The sequence below is a fragment of the Neobacillus mesonae genome, assembly GCF_001636315.1.
Lineage (GTDB): Bacteria > Bacillota > Bacilli > Bacillales > Cytobacillaceae > Neobacillus > Neobacillus mesonae.
This window is the reverse complement of record NZ_KV440949.1, coordinates 1,446,912-1,461,459: the sequence shown is the minus strand read 5'-3', so window position 1 is coordinate 1,461,459 and position 14,548 is coordinate 1,446,912. Positions and strand designations below refer to the sequence as shown.

At 40.4% G+C, this 14,548-nt stretch carries 17 protein-coding genes; 13 read left to right on the top strand and 4 right to left on the bottom strand.

The annotated features are described in order from the left end of the window. Positions 1-26 precede the first annotated feature (26 nt). From bioD to A6749_RS07335, 3 genes are read left to right on the top strand one after another with little or no spacing between them, the layout of a single operon-like run. The gene (bioD, locus tag A6749_RS07345) at positions 27-719 is read left to right on the top strand and encodes a dethiobiotin synthase (RefSeq protein ID WP_066387140.1); all 693 of its coding nucleotides are present in this window, start codon (positions 27-29) and stop codon (positions 717-719) included. After that, positions 716-2,080 carry an adenosylmethionine--8-amino-7-oxononanoate transaminase gene (bioA, locus tag A6749_RS07340; protein ID WP_066387133.1) on the top strand — a complete coding sequence of 455 codons (1,365 nt, stop codon included), beginning with the start codon at positions 716-718 and terminating at the stop codon, positions 2,078-2,080. Before bioD ends, bioA begins: the two co-directional genes overlap by 4 nt. After that, positions 2,034-2,648 (top strand): biotin transporter BioY, encoded by a 615-nt coding sequence (locus A6749_RS07335; protein WP_066387128.1) that lies wholly within the window; start codon positions 2,034-2,036, stop codon positions 2,646-2,648. Before bioA ends, A6749_RS07335 begins: the two co-directional genes overlap by 47 nt. A gap of 58 nt (positions 2,649-2,706) precedes the next feature. Here A6749_RS07335 and A6749_RS07330 read toward each other — a convergent pair whose 3' ends face one another. The 3 genes from A6749_RS07330 to A6749_RS07320 form a co-directional block, all read right to left on the bottom strand. Beyond that, entirely contained in the window at positions 2,707-3,402 is a 696-nt protein-coding gene (locus tag A6749_RS07330; RefSeq protein ID WP_084798042.1) for a spore coat protein, read from the bottom strand. 644 nt (positions 3,403-4,046) lie between these two features. After that, positions 4,047-5,447, bottom strand: coding sequence for an arginine-ornithine antiporter (gene arcD / locus A6749_RS07325; RefSeq protein WP_066387125.1), 1,401 nt, complete (start codon positions 5,445-5,447; stop codon positions 4,047-4,049). A gap of 182 nt (positions 5,448-5,629) precedes the next feature. Beyond that, entirely contained in the window at positions 5,630-5,956 is a 327-nt protein-coding gene (locus A6749_RS07320) for a DUF192 domain-containing protein (protein WP_066387123.1), read from the bottom strand. 277 nt (positions 5,957-6,233) lie between these two features. Between A6749_RS07320 and A6749_RS07315 the strand changes: the two genes are divergently transcribed. From A6749_RS07315 to A6749_RS07270, 10 genes are all read left to right on the top strand, one after another. After that, a complete protein-coding gene (locus tag A6749_RS07315) occupies positions 6,234-6,401 on the top strand; it encodes a Flp family type IVb pilin (RefSeq protein WP_066387120.1) in 168 nt (55 codons plus the stop codon). An 87-nt stretch (positions 6,402-6,488) separates the two neighbouring features. Next, the gene (locus A6749_RS07310) at positions 6,489-6,995 is read left to right on the top strand and encodes an A24 family peptidase (protein WP_066387117.1); all 507 of its coding nucleotides are present in this window, start codon (positions 6,489-6,491) and stop codon (positions 6,993-6,995) included. Continuing rightward, entirely contained in the window at positions 6,995-7,354 is a 360-nt protein-coding gene (locus A6749_RS07305; protein WP_161487119.1) for a TadE/TadG family type IV pilus assembly protein, read from the top strand. Before A6749_RS07310 ends, A6749_RS07305 begins: the two co-directional genes overlap by 1 nt. After that, the gene (locus A6749_RS07300) at positions 7,355-8,275 is read left to right on the top strand and encodes a TadE/TadG family type IV pilus assembly protein (RefSeq protein WP_066387110.1); all 921 of its coding nucleotides are present in this window, start codon (positions 7,355-7,357) and stop codon (positions 8,273-8,275) included. It abuts the gene before it with no gap. Positions 8,276-8,311: 36 nt separating this feature from the next. After that, positions 8,312-8,932 (top strand): Flp pilus assembly protein CpaB, encoded by a 621-nt coding sequence (cpaB, locus tag A6749_RS07295; protein WP_066387100.1) that lies wholly within the window; start codon positions 8,312-8,314, stop codon positions 8,930-8,932. Then, on the top strand, positions 8,932-10,116 hold the full coding sequence (locus A6749_RS07290; RefSeq protein WP_066387095.1) for an AAA family ATPase: 1,185 nt from the start codon (positions 8,932-8,934) through the stop codon (positions 10,114-10,116). The genes cpaB and A6749_RS07290 overlap by 1 nt, the downstream gene beginning before the upstream one ends. 12 nt (positions 10,117-10,128) lie before the next feature. Further along, positions 10,129-11,478: a CpaF family protein gene (locus tag A6749_RS07285; RefSeq protein ID WP_066387081.1), complete on the top strand. Its 1,350-nt coding sequence runs from the start codon at positions 10,129-10,131 to the stop codon at positions 11,476-11,478. Further along, positions 11,475-12,437 (top strand): type II secretion system F family protein, encoded by a 963-nt coding sequence (locus tag A6749_RS07280; protein WP_066387073.1) that lies wholly within the window; start codon positions 11,475-11,477, stop codon positions 12,435-12,437. The genes A6749_RS07285 and A6749_RS07280 overlap by 4 nt, the downstream gene beginning before the upstream one ends. 3 nt (positions 12,438-12,440) lie before the next feature. Next, complete coding sequence (locus A6749_RS07275; protein WP_066387071.1) at positions 12,441-13,370, top strand: type II secretion system F family protein; 930 nt, start codon at positions 12,441-12,443, stop codon at positions 13,368-13,370. Positions 13,371-13,417: 47 nt separating this feature from the next. Further along, positions 13,418-13,744: a helix-turn-helix domain-containing protein gene (locus A6749_RS07270; protein WP_066387063.1), complete on the top strand. Its 327-nt coding sequence runs from the start codon at positions 13,418-13,420 to the stop codon at positions 13,742-13,744. 30 nt (positions 13,745-13,774) lie between these two features. On the opposite strand, the gene A6749_RS07265 is transcribed toward A6749_RS07270, so the two are convergent. Next, complete coding sequence (locus A6749_RS07265; RefSeq protein WP_066387056.1) at positions 13,775-14,407, bottom strand: DUF2085 domain-containing protein; 633 nt, start codon at positions 14,405-14,407, stop codon at positions 13,775-13,777. Positions 14,408-14,548 lie beyond the last annotated feature (141 nt).

Below are 14,548 nucleotides of genomic sequence, written 5' to 3'. Positions count from 1 at the left end.
TAACATATATTTTAGGAGGGAACAAATTGTCAAACCATTTTTGGATTACAGGAACAGATACTGACGTCGGTAAAACATTAGTTACTACATACTTCATGCGCTATTTTCAATCAAAGGGAGAAAAAGTCATACCGTATAAGCCAATTCAAACCGGTTTGATTGTTGAAGATTCAAAGCAATACTACGGCGATACTGAATTCTATCAAAAATTCACTGAAACACCGTTAGCGGCTGAGGATTTGAACAGCTATTCTTTTGTAGAACCAGCCTCGCCTCATTACTCTGCTAGATTAGAGGGAGCACAAATTAACGAAGAGGTGATCTTAGACCATCTCGAGGAGCTAAAGTCAAAGTACAACCGTGTCATATGTGAAGGGGCAGGGGGCCTATACGTTCCCATTGATGAGCGGCGAAACTATCATTTTCTAGACTTGATCAAAGAATCGCGGCTGCCTGCAGTAGTAGTTGCCCGCACTACATTAGGTACTATCAACCATACATTACTGACTTTTAAAGTTTTAAAAATGAATGATATTCCAGTAGCTGGGATTGTCTTTAATGGATTCGAAGGCACCGAGCTTGAACAGGATAATATCCAAACAATTAAGCAAATTACACAACTGCCAACATTAGTCATTCCAAAATTAAAAAGTCTAGCAGAGTTAAAAACGCTGGAACTGGAAGATGATTTGTTTTTTGAAAGGGTGATGCATGTATGATCTCACATTTGCAAAAACGGGACTTAGCACATGTTTGGCACCCATGTTCACAAATGAAGGATTACGAAGAATTCCCGCCGATTGTCATCAAAACCGGGAAGGGGATTTATTTATATGATGAAAACGGTAAGCAGTACATTGACGCTGTTTCCTCCTGGTGGGTGAATTTATTTGGACATGCCAATGAACGGATCGGCAGTGCGCTGTCCCAGCAGGCATTTCAGCTGGAGCATGTTATATTTGCAAATTTCACTCACGAGCCCGGGATCTTATTAGCGGAAAAACTTGCGGCGCTTACGCCTAAGGGTCTGACGAAAGTCTTCTTTGCTGATAACGGTTCATCCGCAATTGAAGTCGCGTTAAAAATGAGCTTTCAATATCATGCACAAAAAAATAAACCAAATAAAAAGCGATTCCTTGCCTTAACAGATGCCTATCATGGTGAAACTCTCGGTGCGTTATCCGTCGGAGGGGTCGGGCTGTATAATGAAGTTTTTCAACCGCTTTTATTGGATACAGTTCGGGCTCAGGGACCGGATTGCTTTAGATGTCCATTTAATGAGAGGCCTGAAAGCTGCAGTACACCATGTATTTCTTTTATCGAGGAAAAATTAAAGCAGCACCACGAGGAAATTAGTGCAATTATCATTGAGCCGCTCATCCAAGCGGCAGCGGGGATGAAGATGTACCCGCCTGCGTACTTAAAGAACCTAAAGGAGCTGTGCTTGAAATATGATGTCCACCTAATCGCCGATGAGGTAGCAGTTGGATTTGGGAGGACAGGGACGATGTTTGCTTGCGAGCAGGCGGGAATTACCCCGGATTTTATGTGTTTGTCCAAAGGCTTAACAGGCGGTTATTTACCAATGTCAGTCGTATTAACGACAGATGAAGTTTATCAGGCATTTTACGATGACTATGAGACAATGAAAGCCTTCCTCCATTCGCATAGCTATACAGGTAATCCGTTGGCATGCCGGGTGGCACTTGAGGTATTGCGAATTTTTGAAGATGAGCAGTATATCAAAGTCAATCAAGAAAAAAGTGCCTACATGAGGGAGCTGGCCGTTCAAACCTTCAGCCACCTGCCGTATGTGGGTGAATATCGGCAAACAGGTATGGTCGGAGCGATTGAATTGGTAAAAGATAAAGCGACAAAAGAACCTTTTCCAAGTGCGGAACGGGTCGGCTATAAAATTTATCAGATTGCTTTAGAAAATGGCCTGCTTTTACGTCCGTTAGGAAACATCCTTTATTTCATGCCGCCATATGTGATTACAAAAGAAGAAATCAAAACGATGATCGATCTGACAAATGAGGCGGTCCAGGAATATTTCAGCAAGGCGGTGCTGGAGTATTAAAACGTCGAATTTAGCAGCCGTATCGTTGTTTGCCGCCTTAACTGCCATTGGTGCTTTTATCAAAATTCCTCTGCCATATGTTCCGTTTACCCTGCAGGTGCTGTTCGTCTATTTAGCCGGCAGCCTCTTGGGGAGTAAAAAAGGAATGCTGAGCCAGTTAGTGTATGTTGGCATCGGCTTAGCCGGTGTACCTGTTTTTACACAAGGAGGCGGTATTGGTTATTTTCTTCAGCCGACATTCGGTTACTTGCTCGGCTTTATTGCAGCTGCCTATGTTGTTGGCTTTATTATTGAACGGATTCAAAATCCAAAAACGATTCATTTCATCCTTGCGAACTTAGCGGGTATATTTGTCGTGTATTTAATCGGTGTCCCTTATTTATACCTGGCACTGAATATATGGATGGGGGTTGCCAGCAGCTGGGGACATATTTTGTTGGTCGGTTTTGTCTATGGTATTGGCGGGGACATTATCTTGACAGTCCTTGCGGGAATGTTAACGATGAGACTATATAAAGCATTTCATTCGATTCGGAATCGTCAGGTGAATGTCCAAAAAACTATGTAATCTTCTTAAAAATAAGCTATCCCTCTACAAACGAGAGGATAGCTTATTTTGTTCGGTTTTAATGCTTCATATTGTTGTTTGGATACATGTTGTTCATCCCGGCGTTCATTCCTGCATTCGTGTTCATATTCATGTTCTGAGTTTGCGGAGATCCCTGTGCAGGGGCAAAGGAATTAAGAATTTGCTGCGTATCCTGCTCAGACAGCTGAGGTACCTGGTAATAATGATTTTTATTTTGATAAACCGAAATCTCATAAGCCATTTCAATGCAGTTCGGTACAGAATCAGCGAGTACACGGCGGACAACCGGGTTGGTGGTTTCAAGTGCCGCCATTGTCTTTTGAGATGCCCCAGATTTACAAGCAGCAAGCATACAGCCTGAAATAAACTCATCCGAGATTTCAGTCATGGACTGCATCGGCTTTTTCGGCTGAGATGGCTTCAATCCATAAACGAAGTCATTTCCTTGAGTCATATTATAGCTCTGTGTCCGATGTGCTGGGTCCTGTCCTGTTTGGAAACAGTCCAGCGTGATGTTATATTCATCCTGCATAAACTTATATTGACGATCCAAAATGGCAAGCAACTCTTGATCCTTGATTTGCGGACGAAGCATTAAGTATTGATTCATCGTACCGATGGAACCGGACAACACTTCATGTACATCAAATACCTCATGACCGCCGTGATTCAATTGCGGTGGTACAGCCCCAGTATGCATATTTTGGTGCATTTGCCCCTGTTGATTTTGCATCATATTCTGTTACCTCCTAGTGGGAAATTGACTTGCCAATGATATTATGTGACCCCTTCGAAAAGATATACTAGGATTGGTTTGTTTCATAACGGGATATATTTCCTATTAATGAGCTCATCCTAAACATTGGTTTGCAGGGTTCAGGTTTAAATAAAGGAAAACTTGATATTGGCGAAATCCATTGAGAATTCCGCGAAATAAAAAGTAAAGCCGGCGAAATAATTTTGAAACTCCGCGAAATTCCATTACGAACTCGAATGGAATCCAGCTTGAGTGCAAATCGCAAAGTGTGCACAAACTTTGGAGAGTACACACTAGAAGAAGTAATTATAAAGGGTTGGCGAAATTAATGGAGAATTCCGCGAAATTCTTGTTAAAATCGGCGAAATAAATACCGAGGTCCGCGAAATAAAAAGAAAATTCGGCGAAATAATTCGGAAAACCGGCGAAACCCCATTGTTAACCGCCGGAATCCAGCCTGAGCGCTAATCTCACAGTGAATACAAACTCTGGTAAGTGTGCTCTAGAAGAGGTAACTATGAAGGTGGTGGCGAAATAAATGAAGAATTCCGCGAAATCACACACTAATTCCGAGGAATTCCAAAAACTCATCAAAAAAAGAGCTGGTCTCCCAGCCCTTCTTAAATCACAATTTTACCCATCGCCAGCATAACAATCGCTAAAAACGCCAGCAACACAAAAATACAAGCCCATACTAATTCAAACGGTTTAAATGCCTTTTGCCCCTTTTCCTTCGCGGCAAACAAGAAAATCAGAATACCAAGTGAATACAAAATAGATGTAAGTAATAAATAACCGACCCCAGCCGCATACAAGATCCAAATACCATAGATTGAAGCGATGATACCAACAACCATTTGTCCCGTTTCTCTTTTCTGCCAGCTGTATTTAGCTTGATATAAGGCAGAAAATAGATATGGTACTAAAATAGTCGAACTCGCCATGGAAAAAGCGAATCTGTATGGCTTATCGGAAACCAAAAGGGTCAACAGGAAGATTTGAATCAAAACTCCTGTGAAAATAAGCGAATTGATTGGCACGTTATGCTTATTTTCTTTTGTAAAAAACTTCGGAAACGTTCCATCTTTACCTGCTAAATACGGAACCTCTGCGGAAAATAACGTCCAGCCCAGCAAGGCGCCCAATAGGGAGACAATTAAGCCGAGATTTACAAACGCGGCCCCCCATGGACCGACAATGCTTTCTAATACATACGCCATTGAAGGGCTTTTTAACGCTGCCAGCTCCTCGCGCGTCATCACCCCTAAAGAAAGCAGCGAAATTAAAACGTAAATGGTTAAGGTGGAAATCACCCCAATTACAGTCGCTTTGCCGACATCCCTCTTCTTTTGTGCCCGGCGTGAGAGTACAATGGCACCTTCTACTCCGGTGAACACCCATAGTGTGACCAGCATCGTGCTTTTCGTTTGCGTCATAACATCTTTAAAGTTAAATATCTTGCCGCCCCAAAAATCTTTCGTAAATATATCAGTATGAAAGGCAAAAATGGCAATAATGATAAATAGAATAATTGGGATCAACTTCGCTATAGTGACCACTATATTCATGATGGCTGCAGTGTGAATCCCTTTTGAAACAAAGAAAATCAACAGCCAAAGGAAGATGGAGGCCCCAATTACGGAAGCTAAATTCGCGCCATTGAACATCGGCAGAAAATAGCCGATTGAACTAAATAGCAAGGTAAGAAAAGCGACATTTCCAAGCCAGACAGACAGCCAATACCCCCAGGCGGAGTTAAACCCAAAGTAGCTGCCAAAACCAGCTTTTGCAAAACTGTAAATCCCGCCTTCCAAATCGGGTCGTTTATTCGTTAAATTTTGAAAAGAAAACACTAACGCCAGCATCCCGATACCGGTAATAATCCATCCCAAAATAATCGCCCCGGCATTTGCGCCCGCAGCCATATCGGTGGCAACATTAAACCCGCCGCCGCCAATCTGCGACCCAATTACCAAGGCGATTAAAGCAAATATCCCAAGTTTATGATCTTTGTTGTCCATACTAACCATCCTTCTAAGTAAAAGAATAAATATCAGTGTTAACCTTATGTTAGCTAAAACCAGCATTATCCATACTACACTATTTCGTGTTGGGGGACATCAATAAAAAGTACCGCAATTTAAAGTTTAAATTTTCAACAAATAAAAAAGACCGCAATCTGAATTGAATGCGGCTTTTTACCTTAAAGTTTAATAATTTCTCCGATTTTTAAATCATGCCTTTTGATGGTTCCAGAGGGAAGTTCGATAACAGAGTAAGCATTTTTAATTGGCTTTACAAATCTCCAAGGTTTAAGATCTTCAACCATTCTGACGATCCGTCCTTCTTTGGATAAAAACACAGCATCAATAGAAAAATTCATAAAGCACATATGAATCGAATTACAAGGAATAATCCACAACCCTTCCTCTTTTAGCTCCACCTTTCGAAACATAAGCCCTCTCAATCTCTTAAAAAATGAATCCGCCAGTTCAATAGAGTAAGGAATTGTTCTTATTAATGAGTTCATCTTATTAACTCCTATCGTTGATTTGTTCTATATATTGAATATACTATTTTGTTGGAATGTTCTCAATAATAAACTTTGTAGAACTTTGTCGTACGCTTTTTAGAACAAAATTACTATAAATCTATTTACTTTTTAGTATTAACAGCCTATTATTATCTCAAGGGTTGTTCATTAAATAGAACAAAAGACGATGTGATAGAACGGCATGTGGAAGATGTTGTTCTATTAATTGAACAAAACTAAAAAACAATAAACCAATTAATAGGAGGAAAAACACATGTTCAAGAAAATGAAGGATCTAGTAGTAAAAGAAGAAGGACAAGCAATGACAGAGTATGGGTTGATTATTGCATTAATTGCAGTTGTGGTAATGGGGACAATTGCTACATTGGGAACAAATTTAAATACTAAATTTCAAGAAATTGTTACGAAGTTAACTTCTTAAAAATTTTATATTTATAAAAAAATAATAAATGCCCTGCTTTTAGTTTATTAAAGCAGGGTTTACTTTTAAGAAGAGGTGAGGAAATAAATGAAAATTATTCTTTTGCTAATTGTTCTTTTTATAAGTCTTTATACCGATTTAAAATCAAGAAAAATACTAAATATTGTCACCCTACCTACCATTTTATTTGGAATTGTTTATAACATTTATAACATGGGTATGGAAGGCTTTCTCTTCGGTGGTAAAGGATTTTTAGTCGGTATCGGACTTTTACTAATCCCTTATTTACTAGGTGGAATGGGTGCTGGTGATGTAAAACTGATGACAGCAATTGGTACATTAATGGGCGTAAATTTTGTTTTTTATTCGTTTATTTATACTGCTTTAATTGGCGGAGCTATTGCTATAGTCCTCATTATTAAACAAAGAGGTTGTATAAACTCAATGAAATCCTTTTTTTATTCTGTAATTTTTCTACGCAGTAATCTCGGGTCGATTCTAATACCAAAGGAAAAACATTCAAGTATTTCATTCCCGTATGGAATAGCTATTGTCTTAGGAACACTATGTACCCTGGTATGGGGTGGGTTTTAATGAAATCCGAAAACGGTCAATCACTAGTAGAGTTTGCTCTTATTTTACCGGTCCTCGCAATGTTATTATTCGGAATTGTGGACTTTGGTCGCATTTTTCATGCATATTTAACAATCGATCATGCTGGACGGGAAGCTGCACGAGCAGCTAGTGTTGGTAAATCAAAAGACGAAGCGGAACAAATCGGGAAAAATGCAGGGAGTAGCATTAATTTAACAAATGTAACAGTAACTGCAGCATCATCTGGTAAAAATGCTACAGTTGTAATCACGTATCCGATCACTTTCCTTACACCAATCATTAAAAATATAGTCGGAGAAATTACATTAACGGACACCACAGTAATGAGGGTAGAATGAATGAAAATATTATTAAAATTATTAAATTTGAGAGATGAAAGCGGTGCGACCCTGGTGATTGTGGCCCTATCGATGGTTGCACTTATGGGTTTTGCTACTTTAACAATAGATGGCGGAAGGCTTTATTCAGAAAAGAGTAAGCTCCAAAAGGCAATGGATGCTACAGTTCTAGCAGGTGCTCAAGGACTCCGTACAAGCGAAGCTAGGGCTAGAGAGATAGCTGAGGAAGTTTCTGAAGAAAATGGTTTTAAAGTTTCCACTACTGATGTAACCTTTCCCACCGGAGATTCAATAAAGGCGGCAAAAGAAGTAAATGTTCCTATGACATTTGCTAGAGTAATAGGAATCAATTACGCAACCGTCGGCGCAACAGCAACAGCTAAAGTCGCTCCTTTAAAAAAGGCTAGTGGCGTCGCTCCAATAGTGGTGGAGGAAAAAGTGATCCCTGGTGTGACAAGTTTAAATTGTACAAATCCGGGCAATAAGCATGGGAATTGTGGATTTATTAGGTTAGGAGACAATAAAGGGAACAGCGACCTTGCAAATGCAATATTAAATGGAGGAACATACCAATCAGGCCAACCCGTTGACACGGAGCCAGGTGGAATGGGTGAAACAATCAAGAATGCATTCCAAACGCTAATTAATAATGACAAAGGCAAAATACAGTGTCAAAAGGCAGAAACTGCTGATAATTCTTGCGATAGGGTAATTACAGTAGTTGTGATTAAAAACTGGGAAGGTTGTAAAGGACAATGTGAACGAGATGTAATTTATTTAGCATCTTATTGGATAAAGGAAATTAAAGGAGATGAAATTATAGGAGAATTTATAAAAAGGGTAGGTTCAGGAGAGATTGAAAGTGGAACAGGAACAGGAATTGGAGAATACGCCCTATATGGCGTCAAACTCATTGAATAAAAAAATCAGCTCTAGTTGTAAAGTAGGAGGCACACTATGAACACAAAAAAAATCTGGCTAGTTTCACTAGTCCTAGGCTTAGCAGTAGCAGGCTTTGTTTACATATCTGTTTTCGCAAAAAATACCTCATCAACTCCAGTAAATGCCTCTGCAAGCCAAGAGACAAAAGAAGAAAAAGAAAAAGAAAAAAAAGCCGCCGAGGAGCTTGAAAAAGCCAAAAAATCAGAAAAAGAAAAAGCCCTACAAAGGGACTTCGCTAATCCTATTGTCGATGTAGAAAAAGGAAAACGAGCTATATCAATCAAGGTTGGCTTAGAAACGGGTGTTTCCGGATACGTTGCTCCAAATTCCATGGTTGACGTCGTAGCCTATGAAACTACCAAAGATGAAAAAAAGGATAAAAAATTTTTATCGGCAGTCCTTGTGCTTGAAAATGTGAAGGTGCTTTCTTCTGGTAAGTCGTCTGATCCTAAGGAAAGCGCACTTAACTATGAAACAGTCACATTGGAGGTTACTCCAGAACAGGGCGTCATGCTTAGTTTGGCTTCCAGGGATAAGAATGGATTCTACTTAATGCTAAGAAATTCTGAGGACACAAAAACCGGAAAAGAATGGTACAAGCAAACAAGAGAAATCATTAAGGAGGATGATAAGTAATGAACATAAACTGGGTTTACTTTTCTGATACGAATTCTCCGCCGGGGGAAATCCAAACTTATTTAGAAAAACAGCATTTCCAATTGGTATCAACAAATGAAATTAACAAGCTGCATTCCCTTGTGATCGGCAACCATCAGACGGTGTTATTTTTAAAAGCGCATACACTGTTTAATGTGTACGAGCTTTGCCAGGAAATTTCAGCGCTTTACCCGCATGTTTATATCATTTTAATTGTTCCTGATAACCTCGAGAATCTTAGAAAAGCGATGCTGATGGGGGCTTCGGATACGCTTCGTTCATCCTATGAGCTAAGTGAACTGTCTGAGGCGATATCCCATGCAAAGAAATTCATGCAGCATCGGGCAAAGATGGATCATACTAACTTAAACCAAATCTCAAAAGAAAAAAGTAGAGTCATTGCCGTTGCTAGTCCAAAGGGTGGAGTGGGTAGAACGGTTCTATCGGTTAATCTGGCGGTATCGTTTACTAGAATGGGCAAAAAAGTTGCCGTGGTTGATGCAAACCTGCAGTTTGGCGAAGTGGCCATTTACAATAATGTGAAACCAAAGCGGTCGATATATGAATGGGTCAAGGAAGGATATGGCCGAGATCATTTTTCCATTACTCAATATATGACCCAAGTAGAAGGAAATGTCGCTGTGCTTGCGGCCCCGCCAAGGCCGGAATTCTTTGAAGGGATTACAGAAAAACATATCAGAGAGGCGATTGAAGAGGCTAAAAAGTTTTATGACATTATTATAATCGATATGCCCGTCTATTTATCCGAGATTCATTTGCGTTGTTTGGATATGGCGGACGAAATCGTGCTGCTTACCCTTAATGAACTGTCTAGTCTGCGTCTTGCCCAGCTTTATTTAGAAACATTAGAAACTATTAATCTAAAAGATAAAGTAAAGCTCATCCTGAATCGTTTCGTGAAAGGGCAGGCTCTTGAGCAAAAAAGAATTGAAGAAATTTTAGCGAAAGAAGTTTTTCACATCTTACCTGAGCATGTGAAAATTGTTGCCCCCTCGATCAAAGCAGGACAGCCATTTATTCTGTCAAATGCCAGAAGCAATATCGGAAAATCTGTTTTGAATTTGTCCGAAAAGCTTGCTCCAAAAGACGACGGAGCAACACCAGGAAAGAAAGAGAAAAAATGGTTTAAAGTTGGAAAGTAGGTGAACGAAAACGTGAGCTTATTTAAACGATATTTAGATGAGGCTAACACGGTAACTGCGGTTAAAAATCATGTGGAAAAGCCTGTTTCAAAAAAGTCCCAAGAATTTTGGGAGGTAGAAAACGACCTTTATAATTACCTGCTGGCAGAATTAAAAAAGTTTCCAAGTCAGGATAAACAAACCGAGAACAAGAAGATTGAAGAATTATCGGAGGCTTTTTTTGAGCAGGAAGGCACAAGGCTGACGTTTGAAGAAAAACAAGAGGCTTTGGCCTATGTAAAAGATGAATTGCTGGCATATGGACCGATTACTCCCTTACTAGAAAACCCGCATGTTAGTGAAGTGATGGTCAACCATTTCGATGAGGTTTATTATGAGAAAAACGGGAAGGTTTATAAGAGCCAAGTGAATTTCATGGATAATCAGCATGTCATGCGTGTAATCGAGCGGATTGTATCTCCAATTGGCCGCCGTATTGATGAAAGCTCACCAATGGTGGATGCCCGCCTGCCGGACGGTTCGCGTGTGAATGCAATTATCCCTCCACTTGCGCTGAAAGGACCAAGCCTGACGATTCGTAAATTCTCCGAAACTCCTTTTACAATCAGGGATTTAATCCACTTTGGCACGTTAAACGAAATGATGGCCGAGTTTCTGGAGGTTTGTGTTAAATCGAAGCTAAATGTCTTTATTAGCGGGGGTACAGGTTCAGGGAAAACCTCTACCTTAAATGTGTTATCTTCATTCATTCCGAACTCGGACCGAATTGTGACGATTGAGGATGCTGCTGAACTTAGGCTTTATCAGGATCATATTGTGTCACTGGAATCCCGGCCGCCGAATATCGAAGGAAAAGGCGAAATCACCATCCGGGACTTAGTCCGGAACTCACTGCGGATGCGACCGGATCGAATTGTCGTAGGTGAGGTCCGTGGTGCGGAGGCGCTGGATATGCTGCAAGCGATGAATACTGGTCATGATGGCGGTTTAAGTACCGGCCACGCCAATTCCCCAAGAGATATTCTATCCCGTTTGGAAACGATGGTGTTAATGGCGGGATTTGATTTGCCGGTTAAGGCCATCCGTGAGCAAATAGCTAATGCCCTCGATATCATTGTCCATCAATCGAGAATGAAGGATGGTACGAGAAAGATCACCCATATTACTGAGGTATTGGGTCTCGAAGGCGAAACAATCGTCCTCCAGGATCTGTTCGTCTTTAAAGAAACAGGTTACACCTCTGATGGCCATATTGAAGGGAAATTCATCAGCACCGGCATTCGTCCAAGCTTTAGCGAGCAGCTGGAGGTAAATGGCTACAAAATACCAGCCTCATGGTTTGCCGGAGAGTGGCAGCTATGAAAATCGCCTTAGAAATAACCATCATTTTTATTGCCACTACGATATTAATGTTTATACTTTTAAAAAGTTATTCATATAAAATAAGAATCTCCAATCGCATCAAAGAATTTTTACCCTCACCGGAAGTTACGAAAGATATAGGACTCCATGAAAAAAAGCCATCGTTTTTAAAACGTTTCTTACTATCTGTTGCCAATGTTTTCAAAAATGTTCGGTTTAGTGAAAGTACCGAAAAGATTTTAGCAGAAGCTGGCAGTCCTCTGAAACCTGAAGAATTTTTTGCTTTTCGAATTTTAACAGCTGTGGGTTTAGCACTGTTTATCGGTTTTCTTGGACTACCGTGGTATTCGTTAATTTTCGTGGTAGTCATCGGCTTTATTTTACCAAAAGAGATCATGAAACAAAAAAGGAAAAAACGCTTGGCGCGAATCAATTATCAATTAATTGAAGTATTAGGCATGACAGCGAATTCCATGAGAGCGGGCTTTAGCTTTATGCAGGCGATGCAGCTGGTCGGAAGGGAAGTCCCAGATCCGCTTGGGCCGGAATTTGATCGAGTTGTTCGTCAGGTTGGCCTGGGGGTACCGTTGGATAATGTATTTCAAGAAATGGTTGAGAGATTGCCAAATAAAGAGCTTGAGGTGGTCGTAAGGGCTATTCTAGCACAGCGGAAAAGCGGCGGGAATTTAGCTCAGCTGCTGGAAACGATGGAGGATACGATCCGCGGCAGGGTTCGGATTTTAGAAGAACTACGGACATTAACCTCACAAGGGAGGATGTCATCATGGATCATCACCTTGCTTCCGGTGGCGCTTGGTTTGTATTTAACTCTGGTAAACTGGGAATATTTTTCCCCGATGTTTCAGCACCCATTAGGCTGGATGATGCTTTTTGTAGGCGCAGCGGCCAATATTATCGGCTGGGTATTCATCCGGAAAATCATCCAAATTGAGGTGTAGAAAATGCTGAATGTAATTTTATTGTTTTTAATGGCAGGATTTTTTACCACATTTTTAGCCGCTGTTTTAGCAACTGTTTTTAAAAAGCAGTTGGCCTTTCAAGTACGAATTCACAAGTATTTTGGCGAAACGGTAATATCAAAGGAAAACCCTTTAAAGGAAAGAAAAGGCGGCCGGTTAAAAGAGCTCTTCGGTGTTTACTGGAGCAAAGGAACTAAAGTTTTAAATAAACGTCTGTCACTGAACGAAAGAAAGAAACTGGATATGCTGTTGCGGGATGCGGGCTATCCGTTTAAATCGCCGATTGATTTTAGATTGTTTCAAATTGTTCTAAGCGCAGGAATCAGCCTGCCCACTTTCTTCTTCATATTGCCTTTAGCCGAAAATAAACTATTAGTCTGGATAATGATCTTTACCTTGGCAATGTTAGGGTTCCGTCTGCCGGTATTTTTTCTAGGAAAGAGGAAAACGGCGAGAATTAAATCGATAAATACGGCGATGCCGGATTATTTCGATACCGTCAATCTTTTATTGGAGGCCGGGATGGGGCTGGATTTAGCCTTGGCGGAAGTCTCGCAAAAAATTAAAGGCCCCTTGGCAGATGAATTTTTACAAACATTAGAGGAAATGAAGCTTGGAAAATCAAGAAGGGAAGCATTTTACGATCTTCGTAAACGAGTTCCCTCAGATTCCTTTCAAAGCATCATTACTGCACTAATTCAAGCGGATCAGCTGGGGATTGGGATGGCGAAGGTATTGGGGAATTTAACCATTCGAATTCGTGAACAGCGACGAGAAGCAGCCCGGGAGCAAGCCATGAAAGCCCCGGTAAAAATGCTGTTCCCAATGGTGTTTTTTATCTTTCCTTCCCTATTTATCGTTATTTTAGGCCCTTTGGTCATTTATTTGGTAACGAAAGGACTTGGAGGATAGTTGGGCTTGAACCGAATGTCGGGAGTTGAATTTGAAGGAGAGATACGATGGATGGTAGTAAACTTAAACAATTACGCGAAGAAAAAGGTTTTTCTTTAACCAAATTAAGTGAACTTACGGCTATTTCAAAGTCCTACCTAAGTTTAATTGAACGGGATATTCAAACAAACCCTAGTTTAGATATAATAGAAAAAATTTCGAAAGTGTTAGAGGTAGAAGTTGACTATTTCATAAATAACACTGAACCTTTAAGAAAAAAAAGGACCTCCGTCAAAAGTACATTAAAAGTGGAGATTGAGTTATCGGAGGACCAGCTAAGCCCACAAAAGTTAAAACAAATTCAACAATTAATAAATGTAATTAATACAGAGTAAAGAGAACAGTTTCGATGTTCTCTTTTTTAATTATGAAATTATAATCTTGTGGAGGATTGAAAGGAAGCTAAGTACTGTTAAACTCCCTGCGATGGAGAAAGTCCATTTAAGTAGATTATGTTGAATCTTTGAAAAAAGAAATGAAACTAATAGACCACCCCAGCAGAGGAGCACTAAAATAAGGAAGCTATCAATGACAATGAAAGGCAGTTCTCCCCAATAAACTAGTCCTCCCAAGCTACAGCTAATTAAAAGTGGTATAAGAAAGTCCGCTGCTCTCGTAATAACCGGCTGTGCATTCTGTTTAAGTGCCTTTCCTAAAACCATCGGATAAAGAAAATACGGCAGTACTAAACCAAAGCAAATCCCCGTAACGAGCCTCCGCACATTTGAGCTTTCAAATACATGGGTATAGGAGCCCAAACCATCCATTATCATCGGCGCCATCAATAATAGAAGAAAAAAGCTTGTTCTGATTGTCGGGATGGTGATGTTTGTTTTTCGTTTAGTCATATGTAAATAAAAAAGGGAAGAAAAGATCCCGATATAGATGCCGGTGTCTCGGGCGCAGACGGATAGTGTTTCGCCCGAAGCAAGGAGTGAACGTTCTTCGATTTGGTGACAGATCGCCCTGCCAAAAAAGTGGAGAATCTCCTGCAACATTTTGAACACTCCTTTGCCCCAAAAATCTGAGTTGGCGAAATCCTGTTTGAATTCGGCGAAATAAAATGAAAAGTCGGCGAAAACTCATGCAAAATCAGCGAAATAAAATCAAAAGCCCGCGAAATTCCGCACAAAATCCGC